This is a genomic window from Collinsella provencensis (genome assembly GCF_900199705.1).
Classification (GTDB): Bacteria; Actinomycetota; Coriobacteriia; order Coriobacteriales; family Coriobacteriaceae; genus Collinsella; species Collinsella provencensis.
The window spans coordinates 822,894-841,389 of sequence record NZ_LT904908.1 but is presented as its reverse complement, the minus strand read 5'-3'; the positions used below and the strand labels follow the sequence as shown (position 1 = coordinate 841,389).

Genomic DNA, 18,496 nt, shown 5'->3' with positions numbered 1-18,496 from the left:
TGGTCTTATGAAAGGCAAACCAGTTCCATTGTTAACCGATTCACAAATTTTGCATGGATAACACTGCTGGGCTATGGTCGATGGAGTGAGACTATAGGCGATGACAGGAGGCTGGAAGAACGGTGCAGGTCGTATAGGCGACAGATAGACGACATAGGCAATAGGTGAGTCAAACAAAAAAGGCGAGCACCTAAAGGTGTTCGCCTAATTCTCCTATGGTGGAGCCTAAGGGGAAGCAGTCGAACTCGGCGGCTTCCCCTTTAACAAAAGGGTCGCCGTCCGCTCCTTTCAGCATATCCCACGTGATTTCAGTCTTATCCTCCGAATACCACGAGGTCACGACCAGCTTCTCGTCGTAGAGATAAATCTTATCGACGAAATATTCCAATATCTTATCGCGCGTCTCCGGGTTGTCGAAGTCCGCGTGAAGGAACTTCTCGAAGTACGCCTTGATGCTGTGCTCGTCCTCGCACAGCGAGACCTTGACGTTCTCGGCCTGTATCGCGTCGTTCAGGGATGCCTTCTGCGCCTCAAGCTGGTTCAGGCGCTCTATGAGGGTGTCGCTGAGCGCACCGCCCTCGATTGCCTTCATCAGGTTCGCGATGCCCTTCTCGACCTCCTTGCGCTTCGCCTCCAGACCTTCGAGGTACCCCGTCTCCTTGTAATGCTCCTTGTAGTACACGGCGGCGTCCACCGCAAGGGACATCAGGTTCTCCGAGTCGTCGATGATGTACCTCAGGACGTCGGTCACGAGGTCCTCAATCCAGTCCTTCTTGACCTTCTTCTTCGTGCACAGCTTCTTCCGCTGGGCGGAGCAATAGTAGTAGTAATACGTGCGCCCCGTCTTGCTCGTGCCCGAGACACCTTGCATCGTCTCCCCACACTCGCCGCAGTACAGCTTCCCGGTCAGCCAGTAGCGAGGAGCGCCATCCTCATCCATTCCTCGCGCCCTCTGGGAACCCTTGCGCTTGTTCTCGGCGAGGCGCTTCTGCGCCCTGTCGAACGTCTCCCCGTCGACCAGAGCGGGCATCCCGCCGGGAACGACGAACTCGCCGTGCCTGTACTCGCCGATGTACGCGCGGTTCTTGAGCATCCTGTGCATCGTCTTCACACCGAAGGGGTTACCCCTCGACGTACGCAGACCGGCCTCGTTGAACTCGTCGCAGATGGACTGCATGGGTTCTCCTTCGGCGTACTTCGTGAACATCAACTGCACGAACGGCGCGGTATCGGGGTCTATGACGTACTTGCGCTTCTTGTCCACCTTCTCCGTCTTGAAGCCGAACACCTTATGGCCGTTGAAGTTCGCGTGCTCGGCGTTGAAGTCCATCCCTCGTTGGATGTGCACGGACAGGTTCCGGCTGTAATACTCCGCCAGAGCCTCCATCAGCCCCTCGATGAGGATTCCCTCGGCGGTGTCCGTCGGGATGTTCTCCGCCAGCAGGTGTATCTCGCACCCCGCGTCGCGAATCGTCTTCTTCGCCATCGCCAGCACGTACTTATCGCGACCCAGACGGTCGGTCTTCCACGCGATGAGGGTGTTCGGACGGATTTTTGCGACCTCCGACAACATCAGCTGGAATCCCGGACGGTCTTCCTTCGTGCCGGATATGGCCGCGTCCTCGTACTCTCGGACGATTTTCAGCCCGTGCGCGTCCGCCCATTCGTGGGCAAGCTCGCGCTGCTGTTCGATGCTCGCCTCGTTCTGCGAGTGGGAGGAGTAGCGATAGTACGCGATGGCGAGGTTGTTGTCGTTGAGCTTTGATTTCTTTCTCGCCAAATGAATCACCTCCATTCGTTTAGACACTTTCTATTTCAATCTCAATTGATTAAATGCTTTTTGATTAGTCCGCAAATGCTCAATTTGTGCTTTCTTCCGACTTGTCGGAACAATGCTCCTTCACCCACCCGTGGATGATTGCCGCGATGGTCGTGTTCCTCTCTGCTGCCATAATCTTCAGCTTTCTCTTGTCCTCCACCGTTATGGAAAGCGAGAGAATCGTCCTCTCGGGGGCGGCTCCACTCTTGGTCCCATCCATCCGTACTCCCTCCCTAGGTAAACTTTATATAATTATATAATTGCAACGCAAGAGTGTCAATCTCCGGCGGGAGGCACCGGACAGCGTGATAATGTGCGCCGACCGGGAAATCCCTTGATTTACGTGCAGATTTTATATATAATTATATAATAATATGTTGGATTTTGCTCTGACAATGAGGTGCGGCCTGCCGCACCAAAAGTGAGAGTGGCAGCTTACACATAAAAGGAGGTTCTTTCATATGACTCTAACACCGACCGTCAAGCGCCTGCTTGCCGTGACGGCGTCCCTCGCCATGGCTTTATCACTGGCCGCATGCGGAACCGCTAAAACGGGGGAAGAAGCGCCGGGCCATCGAATCACATTGACCATCACGGCGGACAAGGGCTGGGACGAGAATTCCACGCCTGCCATCGTCCACATCAAGGGGCTTGATGAGGACAACGCTTCCGTTGACTTCTATCACGCCGTGAAGGCTGATAAGGACGGGAACAAGGGCACATCCGAAGTAGAAGTTGACAAGGGACGCTACGACATCGATGTCATCAGCCCTGTCAATAAGGACGGCTCAGCCTACGAGCTATTCGACACCGGCGATGCGACAGAAGTCGCAATCTCCGACGAACAGGACGAAGTCACTGTCGACTGCCAGATGACCTTCATCTCCGCAGACAAGGTGACGGACGATATGCTCAAGGCAATCGTAACCGACACGAAGACCGCCGTTGAGAACGGCGACTCCACCCTCAAGGGTGACAACGGAAAGGCTATCCTCGACAAGCTCGATAGCAATGTGAACGCCAACCCGAACGCCTCTGACGAGACGAAGGAAGACGCTTCCAAAGCCGACGAGGAAGTCAATGTCGACAGCGAACCTGCCGACACTACCAGCAAGCCTGCTGACAAGCCTTCCGACGGAAACGCCAACTCTTCCAGCTCCAACTCTGGAAATTCCAACTCTGGAAACTCTGGAAACAGCGGTTCCAACTCCGGCTCTTCCAGCAACACCGGAAACTCTGGCGGTTCCGACAAGCCGAGCAAACCTGCTCACCAGCATTCGTGGAAACAGCACACCGCACAGAAGTGGGTGTCCAACATGGTGACGGTTCCCGACTATGAAACCCAGAAGGTCGCTGTAGGAACAAACTTCATCTTCGCTGAAGACGGATATGTCGCAAGTAACATCAACGACGCAAAGGCTCACGCTAAGGAGCTTATTAAAGCTGGTTATATCGGTAATTACCGTACGGAAACCATCTACGAGGAAAAACAGGTTCAGGTCGGTTCCCATCAGGAAGACCATGGTCACAACGAAACCTATGTCGACTACGAATACTGCGACTGCGGTGCCCGCCGTTAATCACAACTGTCCATACCACGGCTATGCCAGACCCCTCACGGGGGAACGGCATAGCCGTATTTTTTTTTTCAATTCTCCGCCACAGGCGGTACGGCGGATGCCCGCCAAACTATCGCGATACGACTCATGGCATAGGCGAAGACGCCTGAGACCCTCCGAGGGGCTTTCTGAAGCCCACCGTTCCATCATCCCTAGACCCCTTTCGGAACGATTTTCGGGAATCGTCCCATAGACGAGCCGAAGTCGATTTTTCGACGTTTCCGCCTCTTTCGGGGAGAGACCCTTGAAAGGTCTTTTCCAAGCCCATCTCAAGCCCACCCGCGCTCTCGACCGTCGATATGCCTTCGGCATCGGGTCGGCGCGTGAAGGAGAAGGCCCGAAAGAAAGGGAGACGAGAGATGAACGGCTACGGCATCGAGACCTATGCGGATTTGGCCAAGACGGTCGGCGGGATGGTCCTCGCCAACGAGATGGCGCATCGTCCGCTGGAATTCGTGAGCGGGGATTTCGCACCATGGGACGAGATATTCCAGTGGTACATCATCAGCTACCCCGACTTCCTGATGGAGCACACGGACGAGCCGGTGTTCCATGACGAGGAACTCGACCTGTACGTCTGGGGAATCACCCACTTCGGTACAGGCTGGGACTGCGTGCCCGCCCCCGAGATTCGCTGAGAATGACGGTTCCCGCAAGGGAGCCGCCATTTTTTTACTCCCCGAGGTACTTGTCCTCGTCGCGCACGCGCTCCGTCGCCTCGGCCGTCTGCTGCATCTTCGGCGTGACGCCGCGATGCTTGACGGTGCGGGCGGCCTCGTTGTCCAGAGCCTCCTCGGCGGCCTTCAGGCGCTTCTCGGCGTCCCACATGTTGCCTCGGGATTCGTAGAGACGACGCTCGGCATCCTCCTGCATCCTGCGGCGCTGGTCCTCCATGAACTGGAGCATCATCATGCGGAACATCCGGGCCATCATGTCCGACATCATGCGGGAGACGGGGTCGGTCCCGGTCCTGCTCGCCAGCGTGTACAGCCCGAATCCCATCGCGAGGCTCGGGCAGGCTCCCTTCAGGGCGTCTCGTGCCTCCCTGGAATCGCGGAACTCCCTGCGGGCGCGTTCCACATCGGCGCGGAGCTGGGCGAGGGCGTCTTCCGGGTCGTTCTCTGCATTCGCGAGCGCCTCGTACTGCTCCCCGGCGATAGGCATGCCCTCGCTCTTCCTGCGGCGGGCGTACACGTTCTTCAAATCGGAGGCCATGTCCCTCACGTCGGACTCGCTCGGTTCGTACATGTCAAAATCATGCTGGGCAGGGGAATCCTGCTGCGTATCCTCCATGCCGACCATCTGGGAATCCTGATTCGGGGCCGGCGCTGTCTTCAGTTCCTCGCGGGCCTGCTGTCCCTGCTTCTCCTCGAAGAACCGCTCGACGCCTTCCTTCGTCAGGTCGTCTGCGAGGTTGGAGGCACGGCGCTTCCGGGTCCTACGCTTCGGACCCCATTCGTCCCGCATCCTGTAAGACCATCCGACGGACTTCTCGCCCGTCTTCTTGTCGACTTTCGATGTCTCATTGAGGGTCACTCCGGCGAACGCAAGACGCTGCTTGAAATCATCAATATCGCTGGCGTCGTCCCTTGCTTTTGCCACCGCATCGCCGAGATGGCGGTCGAAGGAATCGTGCTCGAACGAGTCCCGTTTCTCCGCCCACGTCGACTTGTCCTTGTCCGCTCCAATCACGGACAGGCCCCACTCGCGGCTCAGCTCGTCGTTCACCGCCTGCACGCGCGGGGCGAACAGGCTCGTGTCGTCCTTGTTGATGACCTGCCCGGTGCGGCAATCGTGGTTCGCGATTGTCGCGTGGGCGTGGACGCATCCGCCCTCGCCGTCCACGTGCATGGTCACCCAACACGGGGAGTCGGGGGCGAGTTCATGGCAGAGCAGGTAGGCGTGCTCCATGCCCCTCTGCACATCGTCGGGATTGCCCGGATTCAACTCGTCGAGCGCCCATGAGACGCGAAGCTCGTAACCCTCGTTGACCATGTTCGGATGGACGGCATGAAGCCCGTTGCAGTACGCGATGAACTCACCTCGGGAGGGCATGTCGCCCATCTGGGCGGCGATGCGGTCCGTCCCGTTTCGCAGATGGTCGCGTCTGCGCTTTCCCTCTCCGAACTCGGTGTAGGACATGCGGCCCCGGACGTCGGGCAATGCCTGCACATACGTCGTCGACATCAGACATCACCTCCCGTGATTCCGCCATGCAAATCGGCTCGAAGCCCCTTGACCTCGTCCGACAATCCGTCGATGGATTCCCGCAGGCTCTCGAACGCCTTCTTGTCCGGTTCCATCTTGATTTCCTCAAGCATGCCCATCCCTTTCACGCGGGCGTTGAAGGCCCGTGCAATCTGGTTGATGTTCACGCCGATTCGGTTCAATTCCATCAGCATCCGGTCGAGCTGCGGAGTGTCCGCAACGACCTCGTGCTCCGTGTGGGAACCGGCGGAACCGTACAGCGCGCCACGCAGATAATTCGAGCGCGTGCGTCCGCCTCTCTTCCCATCCAAAAGGGCAAGCTCCTCGGCGTTCATGCGCACCTGAATAACAGTCTCGCGACGGTCCTTCTTGTAGTGCTGGCGGGTCGCCTTGCCGCTTCTCTTCTCAACTTCTTTTGCCATGCAAAACACCTCCTTATTCGCAATCCAAATGCGATGCTCATTTCTCGTCGCACTTTGCTGCAATCTGCGAAACGGGGAAGGGAGCAAGCATTGACCATGTACGTACAAAATGCGAATATCGCATTTTTCCGCCATGGTCAGCTTGCGAGGGGGCGGCTTTGCCGTCCCCTTCGAACCCCCGAATCTGTCCCCTCCGACTCAACATGTTCTGTCCGACAGAACCACGCGACCGAATGTCGGACACGGGGACGACTCCCCATGTCCGAACCTCCGGCGCGTTTTAATCGAAGGGACGGCGCTCGGGATTGAAGCCCTCGACGCCGAGAGAACCGCGGCCGCCGTCCGAAGAATCGGCGTCGCCCGCAGGTCCGCGCACGACTGCGTTCTGAAACCCATCGGAAGGATTTCCGCCGTTTCCATGTCCGGCGTCCCTGCGCAGCGTCTTGACGAACGCGAGCACCTCTTCGGCGGAACCCATTTCCTTCACTTCGGGGAAGACCGCCACGAGGGCATCTGCGTACGCCTTGGTCTTCGCGGCCTGCTTCTCGCGGCGCAACTTCTTCGCCTGAGCCTCAAGCTCACGCGCCTTCTTGTCTATGTCATCGAATCTCTTTATAGCCATAATCAATCACTCCTTATCTATTTGAATCTATCTCTTCACTTGCGGTCGTTTCTCCGGACACCATGTACGCCGGAATCGACCCCACCTTGTTCCGCACATAGCCTCGATAGCTGTCCTTCACGTCGGGCTGCGCCAGACGCATCTTGTCGTTTCCCCGGTAGTCGTGATTCATCCACTCCTGCACCTGATATTCGAGAATCAGCATCTCGGGGACATCCATCCGGTTCGCCGAGCGGACCTTGTCCTGTAACTGCCATCCGTATTCCGGTGCAATCAGTTCGAGCGAGGAATAGAAGGAGTTCCGGCTCAGCATCTTTCCCTGAGGGACGTTCGTCTGGAACCAGTAGCGGTACAAATCGTATAGAAACTTGCAAGGGAGCAGGTCCCATGCGGCTTGGTCGAACACCTCGTCCGCGAACTGGCGAAGAGGGTCGTTGTCGACTCGGAACACGTCCAGCGACTTCTCGGATGCTTCGGGAACGCTGAACTCGTCGAAATCCATCTCGTACAGGGTGTGGAACAGGACGTATTCGAGGACATCCTTTCGTCCCAGATAATCGTCCTTGATGTATTTCCGCTCGCAGCCCTCGAATCGCTTCTCGAACGGAATCACGAGCAATCGCCTGTACATGGATTCCGACTTGTCCTTGAGCTTCGGAATCTCGTTCACGCATTGAATCATCAGCCCGCGGAAAAGGCACGGCATTGGAGCCTTGTACTTGCGGTTGAGCAGGAACGGGTCTCCCGTGATGACCGACTTGAGCGTGGCCGCCTTGTCGATATACGTTCCGACGTCGTTCTCGTCCGTGATAATCGCCTGTACGCGGGTAAGCTCCTCAAGCATGAAATCCTGCCCGAAATCCTTCAGGGGAATCGAGGCCCAAGAGCCTTTCCCGAGCAGGTTCCGGACGAGGGCGCAGAACGTGCCCTTTCCGTTGTTGCCCTGAGTGGAGTACAGCCAGACGGATTTGTTCCACGGCATGTTCGGACGCAGGGAAGCCCCCAGCACCTCCCAGAGAACCTTGACAACCTCGGGGTCGTCGGAAAGCTCCTCCATCCACGAGACCACGTCCCAATCCGTTCCGTCTTGGTCGTTGTGGATGACCGGATTCCGGGCGTTCGGGACGAAATCCACGTTCGACTTGCTGGTGAACACGTACTTCGGGTCGAAATCCAGCAGAATCTTGTTCTCGTAGTCGAAGATTCCGTTGTTCACGGGAACGAGTGCCTTGTCTTTGCAAGGCTCCACCTTCGGCACGAGGACGCGCAGCTTGTTCTCGGTGTTGCGCATGTCCACATCGCTGATTCCCGGGTGGAGAGCCGTAATCAACCTCCGGACCGTCTCGGTGCGGGTGTCGTACAGCCCTCGCCGTTCCCCGTGGGATTGGTAGACCCCCACATCGAAATTTCCGTCACCCTCCTGACCGTTCAGGCGGATTCCGACCGCGTGGTACAGGCGAATTATCACGCTCGCCACCTGCCAAGGCGTCAGGGCCTTCAGTTTCCGTACGCGGTCAGCAGGGGCTTTCGCGTTCGGGTACGCGTCCTTGATGGGCGCTCCCATAGGGGCGTTCGGGTCGCGGGGACCGAGGTTGTATTCCTCGATTGCGTTGTTGGTCGCCTGAAGAAGCTCCGCCTCGATGCTCTCGAACGGCAGGTCGGCGTCCTCGTCGAGGCCGTCCAGATAATCGTCCGTGACCGCCTTGAGCAGCCCGTTGTATGTTAAGTCTTGAAATTCGCTCATATCTGTGGTATCATTAATACAATTAAATGGTACCGTCCCGTAAGCGTCGCCAGCGCCGGGGCGGTTTTCTTTTTGCCTCATAACCTCACCTCCTTAATGAATCCCGTGAGACACCAGATATTTCTCGAACGTCTCGCGGTGAATACGGCGACTTCGAATCGTGTCGGTCATCACTACGAAGTCCGCGTCATCGGCCTTCATCAGCGAACGCACGCGCCCGATTCCTATTTCGAACAGGGTCGACGCCTCGGCACTCGTCAGGAACGGCTTCGCCTTCAGAGCCGTGATGTAGGCCGCGTATTCCTCCATCGTCAGCTCGCTCCCGCCGAGAATCTTCTTCGTGAACCCCTTCTTCTGTTTTGCATTTGCCATAAAGCAACCTCCTTTTTCCTGCCTATAAACGCAAAAAAGCGGCGAACCAGAATCCAGCAATCAAGCTGAAATCTGATTCGCCGCTCGTCACGTTCGTGCGATTGCCGTCCTATTTGGACGGATAGACGCTGTTGCCTCCCGCATCGGCTCGTCAGACCGACGCAGTTTCGAGGGCGGACCCTCATCGGCTTCCTCCCGAGCCTAAGGCTCGGTCTCGGATAGGCTCACGTCGGTATATCCCGGCCGCTATCCATCGGCAATCATGTCGCGAATATATGGATATTATACAACATGAAATGACGGAAAGCAATAGCAAACGTCATATAATTGCAGGTCAGGGGCTTGTCCGACGCTGTTTCCCGCCATAAATGAGCGGAAACAGTATGCAAAAAAATCGCGGTACAGGGGGAAGAGGGGTGCTCTCAGGTAAATGTTCCAGTTTTGTTCCACTTTTGTTCCAGTTTTTTCAGGCAAAATGGAACGCTGATTTCCCGATGGTTCTCGACCCGAAACGCCGTTGTTCCAATTGTTCCGGTTTTTTTCAACAAACTTTTTTATATATACGGATTTCTCTTTTTTCTTCTCGCGTAAATAAAGGTTTATAAAAAAGTGGAACAAATGGAACAATCGAAGAAATGCCCCGAGAATATGCGGGTTTCGTCTGTTCCAATTTTGTTTTGAGAAATGGAACAGGATTTTTCAAATCGGGCTGGGGCACCGAGGAATTGCGGGAAATGTCTGTTCCAACTTTTTTGGAACAAAATGGAACAACAATCTCTTGAATACATCATCTTTCCCACGTATCCAGTCCATAAAGCGCATCGAGCGAAGCGAGATGCAGGTTGTGCTCCCACATCCTCTTCAGAATGCCCTAAAAGCCGTTTTAAGCCACAGAAAAGCCCGAAGGGTAGACGAGTACCTCTTCGGGCTTAAAACGTCTTAAAACGCAAAATACGACGTCAGGAAAACGAAAAGGGGACGCCCTAAAGGGCATCCCCAAATCTATACACAAGCGCGAACTCATTCTTGATGAAGAAGAGTTCGACGCTTCCTCTTTTGGTGGAGGCACGGAGAATCGAACTCCGGTCCATAACAGCTCCCTGATCGGCATCTCCAAGCTCAGTCGCTTATTTAATCTCGGACGCATTGCGCGAAGCGACACGCTCGCTGCGTCCCAATCGGTTCAATCTTAGCTTTGACCATACCGATTACGTGCCAAAGCGCATTCCCCTGAAATGACGTCGCGCCGGTGTCGGGGAAATCACCGGGTTGACGCGCCGCTAATTATTTAAGCAGCGAGAGCCAGCTGGGGCTCAAAAGAAGAATTCTTGTCAATTCATTTTGACGGTACCCCTGTTTAACGTGGCGAGGAGACCACGGCCTGCTTCCTCTCTCAGAACTATCATGTCGAAACCAGTTGCCCCCATTGATGGGGGTCGGCGTGAGCCCGCTTTCGCGATTGAGACTTAAGACATGTGACGCGGCGTGGATTTGACAACCAAACCCGCATTTTGAAGCAACTCAAAGACCGCCCGCGCAAAGACCCAAAGTCTCAGCTCACTCGACCTGTCAAAGAACCCAATGGCTCGGCTCTTGAAAAGAACCTGTCATCCGTGGATAGGTATTCTACCACGTTTTGCTGCGCGTTATTCGGATGTGATGCTGTTCGTCAGGGGCGGTAGGGCTTTTGCATTCTGTTCAGCGGGCAGGTCGTCATTGCTCTGCCTGTTGGGCATTTGCCGGGGTCTTACATGTTGTTCGTTGAACGAGCGGGCATGTTCGGCTCCGCTTATCGGGCATTTGTTCACCGACCGTTTGAGATGACGAAGCATGTGGTAGAAGGAATTGCGAGTATCAAATGCGAAGCGGGGCCGCGGGGCCTCGGCATCTGCGAGACCCATTGTTCGATGTGGAGGGGCACGAATGGAAGACAAGGCGAAGAATGCCGGAAAAGTTGCGCTGGTTCTTGAGGGCGGCAGCTTTCGCGGGCAGTTTACGGCGGGCGTGCTCGACGTGATGATGGAGCATGGCATCGAGGTCGCCGCGTGCTACGGAACCTCCGCCGGCGCGCTCAACGGCCTTAACTACAAGAGCCGTCAGATTGGTCGCGCAAATCGCGTCAACCTCGCGTTTTGCAACGATTCCCGCTATATGGGAGCGCAGTCGCTCATCTCGACCGGCAGCATGGTCGGCTACGACTTTATGCTCAACGACGTGCAGGATCGCCTCGACCCGTTTGATAACGACGCCTTTTTGGCCAACCCCATGGAGATGTGGGCATGTGCCACGGACATCGTATTCGGCACCGCCGCGTACCTGCCCGTGCGCAATGCTACGCTCGATGTGGATTACCTGCGCGCCACGACGTCGTTGCCGCTGGTAACCAAGCCCGTTGAGATCGACGGTCACCTGTACCTGGACGGCGGCACCGCCGATTCGGTTCCGGTGGAGCATGTGCTCGAGGATGCGGGTTTCGACCGTGCGATCGTGGTGCTCACGCAGGACCGCAGCTATGTGAAGCAGCCGTCGAGCCAGATGGCGCTTGTCCGCCGTATGTACGCCGGCTACCCGTACTTGCTCGATGCCATGGAGAACCGCCACGAGCGTTATAACGAGCAGCGCGAGCACATCTGGGAGTACGAGCGATCGGGGCGCGCATTGGTGCTGGCGCCGCCCAAGCCAGTCGAGGTGGGTCATGTGGAGCACGACCCTGTCAAGCTGCTCGAGCTTTACCTGCAGGGACGTCAGGAGGCAACACGTCGTTTGGACGAGATCAAGGCATTCATGTAGGTTCGTGCAAGTTCGTGAAGATGGCGGGTTGGCTCCAGCCCGGTTGCCCGTCAATCTGCCGCGGCGGTGGAGCGGCGTTCGTGTGGTGCCTTCGGAGCCCATGCGCGCACGGGCGTATCGGGCTATACTAGATAGACTGGTCAAATCCCCTCGCATAGAGCGATTGCATGTAAAGGAACCTCATGGCACTCTCCATCGGTATCGTCGGCCTGCCCAACGTGGGCAAGTCCACGCTGTTCACGGCACTCACCAAAAAGGGCGGTCTTGCCGCCAACTACCCGTTTGCCACGATCGACCCCAACGTGGGCATCGTCGATGTGCCCGACGACCGCCTTCAGGCGCTCGCGGACATCGTGCATCCGGGCCGCATCGTGCCCGCTACCGTTGAGTTCGTTGACATCGCCGGCCTGGTGAAGGGCGCGAACGCGGGCGAGGGCCTGGGCAACCAGTTCCTTGCCAACATCCGCGAGACCGACGCGATCTGCGAGGTCGTGCGCTACTTCAAGGACCCCAACGTGCTGCGCGAGGCCGGCCGTGCCGACGAGTTCGTGGACCCCATGGCCGACGCCGAGACCATCATGACCGAGCTCATTCTCGCCGACATTCAAACGCTCGAAAAGCAACTGCCCAAGCTCGAAAAAGAGGCGAAGCGCGACAAGGACCTCATGCCCAAGCTCAACGTGGCAAAGCGCCTGGTCGAGTGGCTGAACGAAGGCAACCGCGCCGCTGCCATGGAGATGACGGACGACGAGCGCGCGGCCGCCAAGGGGCTGTTCCTGCTCACCATGAAACCGATGCTGTATGTGGCGAACGTGGACGAGGATATGCTGGGCGAGGATCTCGAGCCCATCGACGGCGTGACCCCGATCCCCATCTGCGCCAAGGTGGAGGCCGAGCTCTCCGAGCTCGACCCCGAGGAAGCCGAGATGTTCCTGGCCGACCTGGGTCTCGAGCGCTCTGGCCTGGAGACTCTCGCTCAGGCCGCCTACAAGCTGCTCGGTCTGCAGAGCTTCTTCACTGCCGGTGAGATGGAGGTCAAGGCTTGGACCGTGCGTTGCGGAGCGACGGCGCCGCAGGCGGCGGGCGTGATTCACACCGACTTCGAGCGTGGTTTCATCAAGGCAGAGACCATCGCGTATGACGACTACATCGAGCTGGGTGGCGAGCAGGGCGCCAAAGCGGCCGGCAAGCTGCGTATGGAAGGCAAGGAGTACATCGTGCACGACGGCGATGTGATGCACTTCCGCTTCAACGTGTAAGTTGCTTCATGTGCGGTATGCGGTTGCCGCACACATCCAAATTCAAGGTTTATGACGCGCGACGTTTCGAAAGGGGCGTCGCGCGTCTATGACTCCTCGTCAATGGTCAAATTGATGCGCGAATCGATGCTTTTGACCATTGGGGTCGTTGTGCGCGAGCAATGTCTTCCGCAACGACGAGATGTTTGATGTATCAGGCGGGAATCATATCCGGCTATGCAGGCAATTTGGCTACCGGAGGAGCTCCCAGGGTTCTTTTCCGAGATTGCGGGCGAGTTTTTCCAAGGTTTTGAGCTTGGGGTTTGATTTGCCGTTTTCGATAAGGTCGAGTTCAACGCGACTAATACCCAGCTGCAGTGCAAATTCGACCTTCGAGAGGTCGGCGTCCGTGCGAATGGCGAAGATGTTGTCGCCGAGTATCTGTTGAATGCTCTTTTCCATGGCATCGAGCATGCCGTGTGTTCGATGTGGAATGTAAACTACAGTTTACGTCTTGCGCCATTCGCACAGGTAATCCAAGATTTTTCGCTCATTCATTGCGGATTTCTTGAATTGGGTCTTACCACTCGTTCATACGGTCGTGGTTGACGACGCGATAGAACAGCTCCTGCAGCTTTTTGGGTTCGCGCGTTTGCCCCAGCGCCCACATCGTCTTCGCCACGAGCGCCTCGGTGGTCATGTCGCCACCCTTAAGGACGCCCGGATGCTCGGCATATGCACGGCCGACTTCATAGACGCCCAGGTCAAGGCCCTCTTCGGGGACCTGAGTGGTCATCACGACGGTTCGCCCTGAGTCAACCCAATTGAAGATCGCCTCCTGGAACGAGGCGTCGTCGGAGCCGAGCTCGGGCACGCCTCCCACGCCGAAGGTCTCAAGGATGACGGCGTCGTAGTCGGGCATGAGAAGGCGGAAGATGTCGGGCGTGAGGCCCGGTGTGAGCTTGAGCGTGCAGACGCGGTGGTCGAGTTGGGAGTAGAACCGCGGTGCGTTGTCCTCGCTGGGGCTTGTTGCCGGTGAACCGCTGCGGATGATCTTATTCTGGCGCAGGTAAGCCAATACGGGGTAGTTCACGCTGCAAAACGCGTTGAAGCTCATGGTCCGTTGCTTGCGGGCGCGCGTACCGGCGATTGCGTAGCCGCCAAAGACGATGCACACGTCGCGCGATCGGTCGTCTACGGCATAGGCCAGGCTCTGGTAGAGGTTGATTTTCGCATCGGTGAACGGATTGCCCATGGGTTGCTGCGATCCGGTGAGGACGATGGGCTTGGGGCTGTTTTGGATGAGGTAGGACAGTGCCGCTGCGGTGTAGGCCATAGTGTCGGTGCCGTGCAGGATTACAAAGCCGTCGTGTGTGTCGTAACCCTCGCGAACGACCTCGGCGATGCGCAGCCAATCGGCGGGGCGCATGTTGGTGCTGTCGATGTTCATGGGCTGCACGATGTCGAGATTGCACAGGCTCTCGATTTCGGGGACGCTGCGGGCGAGCTCCTCGCCGGTGAGTGCGGGCGAGAGGCCGTTGCCGTCCTCGGCGGATGCGATGGTGCCGCCGGTGGCGATGAGCAGGATGTTCTTCATGCGCATAATCCGTTTCCTCGGTGTTTGCACCATTGTAGAGCAGGGGAGTGAAAACGGGGAAGAGAGACGGCCGCGGATGACGCATGACAGTATTTTGCGGGTGAAATGTCACACGATTGTGTCTCGGGTTTGACTGCAGCGCCCCAAATTGACGAAAGTGCAGCAGTCTCTGGTGTCTCTTTGAGTAGACCGAATACATGCAGATTAAATACCTGCGGTTTCTTAGAGCAAAGTCGCTGTCTACTTTTGCAATTGTCAAAAGGTTCCACACTTTCGTCAATTTGGGGCGGAGAAGGGTGTTGATGTCGCCCTCTCCGCACGTTCTGTTAAAAAGTGATTGATGTTTTCGATTGCGGTGACGATCTTTTTGTGTGCGAGTACCATAAATCGGTCGAAAAAGCGCATGCGCATCGTCCGCTCGGAGGCGCGTTTGTTTTTGGAAGAGGGGATTATGGGACAGGTTGATCCTCAGGTGAGGCAGAAGGTTTTGGTTTTTGATTTCGGCGCGCAGTACGGGCAGCTCATCGCCCGCCGCGTGCGCGATTTGCACGTGTACTCCGAAATCGTGCCGTGCGATTTGACGGCAGACGAGGTGCGCGCGCTCGCCCCCGCGGCGCTCATCCTTTCAGGCGGCCCTGCCTCCGTGTATGCTGAGGACGCTCCGAACATCGACCCGGCTATTTTCGAGCTTGGCATCCCCGTGCTGGGTTTCTGCTACGGACACCAGGTCACGGCCGTCGCTTTGGGAGGCGAGGTCGGTCATTCCGAGGTGGGCGAGTACGGCCCGGCAACCATCGAACGTGATCGCGAGAGCGCTTTGTTTAACTCCACACCGCTCAAGCAGACCGTGTGGATGAGCCACCGCGATGCTGTGGCGCGCGTGCCAGAGGGCTTCACGGTGACGGCCAGCACGAGCGTGTGTCCGGTTGCGGCGATGGAAAACCCCGAGCGTCGCATCTACACCACGCAGTTCCATCCCGAAGTGAGGCACACCGAGTTCGGCCAGCAGTTGCTGAGCAACTTCTTGTTCGACATCTGCGGGCTCGAGCCCACGTGGACCATGGACAATCTCGTCGAGACCATGACCGCGGATTTTTGTGCGCAGGTGGGCGGTAACCGCGTGATTCTCGCACTTTCGGGCGGTGTGGACTCGAGTGTGGTCGCCGCGCTTGGAGCTCGTGCCGTGGGCAAGCAAATGACCTGCGTGTTCATCAACCACGGCTTGCTGCGCAAGGGCGAGCCCGAGCAGGTGGAGGAGGTCTTCACTAAGCAGTTCGACGTGGACTTCATCCACGTGCACGCCGAGGAACGTTATGCCGCGCTGCTGGCGGGCGTGACCGAGCCGGAGCAGAAGCGCCGGATCATCGGCACGCAGTTCTGGAAGGAATTCTTCGCCGTGGCACAGCGGCTCGAGCAGGACGGGCGCCCGGTGAAGTACCTGGCGCAGGGCACGATCTACCCGGATATCATCGAGAGCGGTGCGCGTAAGACGGGTGGTAAGGCGTCGACCATCAAGAGCCACCACAACCTGATTCCTTTCCCCGAGGGTGTGTCGTTTGACCTGGTGGAGCCCCTCGACCATTTCTTCAAGGATGAGGTGCGCGAACTTGGCTTGGCGCTTGGCCTGCCCGAGGCGATTGTGTATCGCCAGCCGTTTCCGGGGCCGGGCCTGGCGATCCGCATCATCGGTGCGGTGAGCCCCGAGAAGCTCGGGATTCTCAAGAACGCCGACGCCATCGTGCGCGAGGAGCTGGACGAGTACAACCAGCGCCTGTTCGAGCAGACCGGCGAGCGCAACAGCGAGCACTCCTGCTGGCAGTACTTCTGCGTGCTGCCGGATATCAAGAGCGTAGGAGTGATGGGTGACGAGCGCACCTACGCGCGCCCGGTGATCCTGCGCGCGGTGGAGAGTAGCGACGCCATGACGGCGGACTGGGCGCGCCTGCCCTACGAGGTGCTCGCGCGCATTTCCGGACGCATCGTGGCCGAGGTCCCCGGCGTGAACCGCGTGGCCTACGACATAACCAGCAAGCCCCCCGCGACCATAGAGTGGGAGTAGGAAATACCGGAACCCCACCACCATCTACCAGCGGCTTAGCAACAGTGTAGGTACATCAAAGGCAAATATCAAGCCCCTTTTGATGGACAGATGATGTACAATCCCGAATATCGAGTGGGAGTACATCACGAGCCATTGAAAGGGGCTTTTGCTATGGCTAGGGACTTCTACACGGGTACGGGCATCGTCTGGCGTGATAACAAGGGCAAGTGGCAAGGCAACCTCTACTGGTACGACTCTGACGGCAAGAGACACCAGAAATCGAAGTTGTTCACCGCCAAGAAGCGTGAGTCCCAAGCCCTCTTCGAGGACTGGAAGCACGAGTTGAACCGCAAGGCACGAACCACGAACCCGATGGAAACGGTGAAGGACACCAACCGCAAGACAGTTGGCGAGCGTCTGCGTGAATACCTCGACTACCTACAGCACGAGGTATCGAAAGGGACTTACGAGCAATCGACGCTCACTGCCAAATGGCAGGTTGCCAACCTCTATATCTTCCCCGACCCAATAGCCGACAAGTCCTATACCAAACTCTCCAAGAGCGACATAGAAGAGTGGGAAACCCGTATGCTTGAGGGCAAGGGTATCTCTACCGGAACTCTTGGAATCCCGTACTCTCTTTTGCGGCGAGTCTACAACTTCGACATTGAGCGAGAGAAGATTGAGGACACGCCCTTCCGCTTCTTGAAGTCCCCCAAGGCGGGCAAGCGTGAGAAGGCTTTCGCCACGGACGAATCACTCCGTAGGCTCACAGAAGCCCTTGAAAGGCGTTGGAAGAGGGAACGCGGGGACGTACACGCGATGTGCTATTTCCTCGCCTTGTACACGGGTATGAGAGGGCAGGAGATATGCGGGCTTCGTTGGAGGGACGTGTACCTCTCGCAAGACAAGTTGGCGATACGCAACGCCATAGCACGCAACGGCAACGAGCCTTACGCCAAGAGTCCCAAGACTAAGAACTCCGAACGCATCATCCCAATAGCCCCAAGGCTCAAGGAGAAGTTGGTTGAGTGGAAGAGAAGAGTCTGTTGGATGGAGGGCGTAGACGAACCAGAACCGAACTGGTATGTAGTCGGGGACAAAGAAGAGTTCCGCAAGCCCCAATGGGTGACTCAGAACTTCGGTAGGTTCTGTAGGAGAAACAACGTCAAGGCAAGCGACGGTACCTATCTGACTATGCACGGACTTAGGCATACGTTCGCAACCGTGGCAGTCCAAGAGAAGGTGGTTGATATCAAGACGCTTGCCGCCATTCTCGGTGATACGGTGTCTATGGTTATGGACACCTACGCGGGCGTTGGTGACGATGACTTGAAGTATCAGAGTATGGAACTTATATCCAAGGCGTTCGAAGAGAGGATGGAGCGGGATGATTAGCGAGAGCCGCGACGAGTTCACCAAATGGGTTTTCGACTCCTACAACTCGCTACACGAAGAACTCTTCGACTCTCTTGGAAAGTTCAAGTTGGAAAAGATGCTGAGCGGCGAAATGCTCTGCTATTCGATTGTGAAGCCTTGGTACAAGCGTGTGAGTGATGATAGGTACATCCTGAGCGACGCGGACATACGCCAAGAGGTGAACGAGGAGCAAGTGCGAGACGTTCGAATGTACCTTGAGGACAGGGACGAAGATACACGTTCCTACTTAGTCCGTTGGTTTCTTCCAAGAGAGAACGAGGAAGCGAGTGAAGTTGACTGGGCTTTGATTGAGCCTATTGCCGTGTGCGGCTTCGTTGAGTGGATGAAGCAGACTCAGGAAAAAAACCCCGAACTCTCAATGGGCGAGGTTGGGGACATTATGGCTCAGAGACTTCAAAGTTACTCTTGGGACTTCGTGGAGGAAATGATTTGGTACGCGATGGACTACGTTGATAGGCTCAACCGCGACGGCAGGAATATACCGGACTCGTTGCGGGTGGTTGCCCGCACGCTCGAAGCAAGAGAGAAACCGAGCGAGTTTTAGTTCTTGAAGAGGGGGCGGCAACGCCCCCTTCTCTTATCGT

At 57.1% G+C, this 18,496-nt stretch carries 16 protein-coding genes and 1 other RNA gene; 7 read left to right on the top strand and 10 right to left on the bottom strand.

What is annotated here, in order from left to right; translation table 11 throughout:
- Positions 1 to 190: 190 nt before the first annotated feature.
- Both C1711_RS03890 and C1711_RS03885 read right to left on the bottom strand, forming a co-directional pair.
- Positions 191 to 1,780, bottom strand: a complete 1,590-nt coding sequence (locus tag C1711_RS03890; protein WP_199824837.1) for a recombinase family protein — start codon at positions 1,778 to 1,780, stop codon at positions 191 to 193.
- Between the two features lie 79 nt (positions 1,781 to 1,859).
- Positions 1,860 to 2,039, bottom strand: a complete 180-nt coding sequence (locus tag C1711_RS03885) for a hypothetical protein (protein ID WP_065532245.1) — start codon at positions 2,037 to 2,039, stop codon at positions 1,860 to 1,862.
- 241 nt (positions 2,040 to 2,280) lie between these two features.
- Between C1711_RS03885 and C1711_RS03880 the strand changes: the two genes are divergently transcribed.
- Positions 2,281 to 3,399: a hypothetical protein gene (locus C1711_RS03880; RefSeq protein ID WP_102337875.1), complete on the top strand. Its 1,119-nt coding sequence runs from the start codon at positions 2,281 to 2,283 to the stop codon at positions 3,397 to 3,399.
- Between the two features lie 398 nt (positions 3,400 to 3,797).
- A complete protein-coding gene (locus C1711_RS03875) occupies positions 3,798 to 4,076 on the top strand; it encodes a hypothetical protein (protein WP_066736968.1) in 279 nt (92 codons plus the stop codon).
- A gap of 34 nt (positions 4,077 to 4,110) precedes the next feature.
- Here C1711_RS03875 and C1711_RS03870 read toward each other — a convergent pair whose 3' ends face one another.
- The 6 genes from C1711_RS03870 to ssrA all read right to left on the bottom strand — a co-directional run bounded on the left by C1711_RS03870 (position 4,111) and on the right by ssrA (position 10,231).
- The gene (locus tag C1711_RS03870; RefSeq protein WP_102337874.1) at positions 4,111 to 5,625 is read right to left on the bottom strand and encodes a relaxase family protein; all 1,515 of its coding nucleotides are present in this window, start codon (positions 5,623 to 5,625) and stop codon (positions 4,111 to 4,113) included.
- Positions 5,625 to 6,068, bottom strand: a complete 444-nt coding sequence (gene mobC / locus C1711_RS03865; protein ID WP_102337873.1) for a plasmid mobilization relaxosome protein MobC — start codon at positions 6,066 to 6,068, stop codon at positions 5,625 to 5,627. Before mobC ends, C1711_RS03870 begins: the two co-directional genes overlap by 1 nt.
- Positions 6,069 to 6,348: 280 nt before the next feature.
- Positions 6,349 to 6,690: a hypothetical protein gene (locus C1711_RS03860; protein ID WP_102337872.1), complete on the bottom strand. Its 342-nt coding sequence runs from the start codon at positions 6,688 to 6,690 to the stop codon at positions 6,349 to 6,351.
- 13 nt (positions 6,691 to 6,703) lie between these two features.
- A complete protein-coding gene (locus tag C1711_RS03855) occupies positions 6,704 to 8,434 on the bottom strand; it encodes a DNA primase family protein (protein ID WP_199824836.1) in 1,731 nt (576 codons plus the stop codon).
- A 93-nt stretch (positions 8,435 to 8,527) separates the two neighbouring features.
- Positions 8,528 to 8,806 carry an excisionase gene (locus tag C1711_RS03850; RefSeq protein ID WP_009270622.1) on the bottom strand — a complete coding sequence of 93 codons (279 nt, stop codon included), beginning with the start codon at positions 8,804 to 8,806 and terminating at the stop codon, positions 8,528 to 8,530.
- A gap of 1,057 nt (positions 8,807 to 9,863) precedes the next feature.
- Positions 9,864 to 10,231: a transfer-messenger RNA gene (gene ssrA / locus C1711_RS03845) on the bottom strand.
- A 498-nt stretch (positions 10,232 to 10,729) separates the two neighbouring features.
- Between ssrA and C1711_RS03840 the strand changes: the two genes are divergently transcribed.
- Both C1711_RS03840 and ychF read left to right on the top strand, forming a co-directional pair.
- Positions 10,730 to 11,596: a patatin-like phospholipase family protein gene (locus tag C1711_RS03840; RefSeq protein ID WP_102337870.1), complete on the top strand. Its 867-nt coding sequence runs from the start codon at positions 10,730 to 10,732 to the stop codon at positions 11,594 to 11,596.
- Between the two features lie 182 nt (positions 11,597 to 11,778).
- The gene (gene ychF, locus C1711_RS03835) at positions 11,779 to 12,855 is read left to right on the top strand and encodes a redox-regulated ATPase YchF (RefSeq protein WP_102337869.1); all 1,077 of its coding nucleotides are present in this window, start codon (positions 11,779 to 11,781) and stop codon (positions 12,853 to 12,855) included.
- A gap of 231 nt (positions 12,856 to 13,086) precedes the next feature.
- Here the strand turns inward: ychF and C1711_RS03830 are convergent, their stop codons facing one another.
- Together C1711_RS03830 and C1711_RS03825 are read right to left on the bottom strand one after the other, a co-directional pair.
- Positions 13,087 to 13,296, bottom strand: a complete 210-nt coding sequence (locus tag C1711_RS03830) for a helix-turn-helix domain-containing protein (RefSeq protein ID WP_102338553.1) — start codon at positions 13,294 to 13,296, stop codon at positions 13,087 to 13,089.
- 118 nt (positions 13,297 to 13,414) lie between these two features.
- Positions 13,415 to 14,431, bottom strand: a complete 1,017-nt coding sequence (locus C1711_RS03825; protein WP_102338552.1) for an asparaginase — start codon at positions 14,429 to 14,431, stop codon at positions 13,415 to 13,417.
- Positions 14,432 to 14,882: 451 nt separating this feature from the next.
- Here C1711_RS03825 and guaA point away from each other — a divergent pair, with 451 nt between their 5' ends.
- From guaA to C1711_RS03810, 3 genes are all read left to right on the top strand, one after another.
- Entirely contained in the window at positions 14,883 to 16,490 is a 1,608-nt protein-coding gene (gene guaA / locus C1711_RS03820; protein ID WP_199824835.1) for a glutamine-hydrolyzing GMP synthase, read from the top strand.
- Positions 16,491 to 16,643: 153 nt separating this feature from the next.
- Complete coding sequence (locus C1711_RS03815; RefSeq protein WP_159060042.1) at positions 16,644 to 17,870, top strand: tyrosine-type recombinase/integrase; 1,227 nt, start codon at positions 16,644 to 16,646, stop codon at positions 17,868 to 17,870.
- Entirely contained in the window at positions 17,863 to 18,456 is a 594-nt protein-coding gene (locus tag C1711_RS03810) for a hypothetical protein (RefSeq protein WP_102337867.1), read from the top strand. Before C1711_RS03815 ends, C1711_RS03810 begins: the two co-directional genes overlap by 8 nt.
- The last annotated feature ends 40 nt before the right edge of the window (positions 18,457 to 18,496 follow it).

Excerpts from the sequence above, each read along its gene's own strand:
- C1711_RS03885 (WP_065532245.1), bottom strand. The coding sequence starts at position 2,039 with ATGGATGGGACCAAGAGTGGAGCCGCCCCCGAGAGGACGATTCTCTCG.
- C1711_RS03880 (WP_102337875.1), top strand. The coding sequence starts at position 2,281 with ATGACTCTAACACCGACCGTCAAGCGCCTGCTTGCCGTGACGGCGTCC.
- C1711_RS03875 (WP_066736968.1), top strand. The coding sequence starts at position 3,798 with ATGAACGGCTACGGCATCGAGACCTATGCGGATTTGGCCAAGACGGTC.
- C1711_RS03870 (WP_102337874.1), bottom strand. The coding sequence starts at position 5,625 with ATGTCGACGACGTATGTGCAGGCATTGCCCGACGTCCGGGGCCGCATG.
- mobC (WP_102337873.1), bottom strand. The coding sequence starts at position 6,068 with ATGGCAAAAGAAGTTGAGAAGAGAAGCGGCAAGGCGACCCGCCAGCAC.
- C1711_RS03860 (WP_102337872.1), bottom strand. The coding sequence starts at position 6,690 with ATGGCTATAAAGAGATTCGATGACATAGACAAGAAGGCGCGTGAGCTT.
- C1711_RS03855 (WP_199824836.1), bottom strand. The coding sequence starts at position 8,434 with ATGAGCGAATTTCAAGACTTAACATACAACGGGCTGCTCAAGGCGGTC.
- C1711_RS03850 (WP_009270622.1), bottom strand. The coding sequence starts at position 8,806 with ATGGCAAATGCAAAACAGAAGAAGGGGTTCACGAAGAAGATTCTCGGC.
- C1711_RS03840 (WP_102337870.1), top strand. The coding sequence starts at position 10,730 with ATGGAAGACAAGGCGAAGAATGCCGGAAAAGTTGCGCTGGTTCTTGAG.
- ychF (WP_102337869.1), top strand. The coding sequence starts at position 11,779 with ATGGCACTCTCCATCGGTATCGTCGGCCTGCCCAACGTGGGCAAGTCC.
- C1711_RS03830 (WP_102338553.1), bottom strand. The coding sequence starts at position 13,296 with ATGGAAAAGAGCATTCAACAGATACTCGGCGACAACATCTTCGCCATT.
- C1711_RS03825 (WP_102338552.1), bottom strand. The coding sequence starts at position 14,431 with ATGAAGAACATCCTGCTCATCGCCACCGGCGGCACCATCGCATCCGCC.
- guaA (WP_199824835.1), top strand. The coding sequence starts at position 14,883 with ATGGGACAGGTTGATCCTCAGGTGAGGCAGAAGGTTTTGGTTTTTGAT.
- C1711_RS03815 (WP_159060042.1), top strand. The coding sequence starts at position 16,644 with ATGGCTAGGGACTTCTACACGGGTACGGGCATCGTCTGGCGTGATAAC.
- C1711_RS03810 (WP_102337867.1), top strand. The coding sequence starts at position 17,863 with ATGATTAGCGAGAGCCGCGACGAGTTCACCAAATGGGTTTTCGACTCC.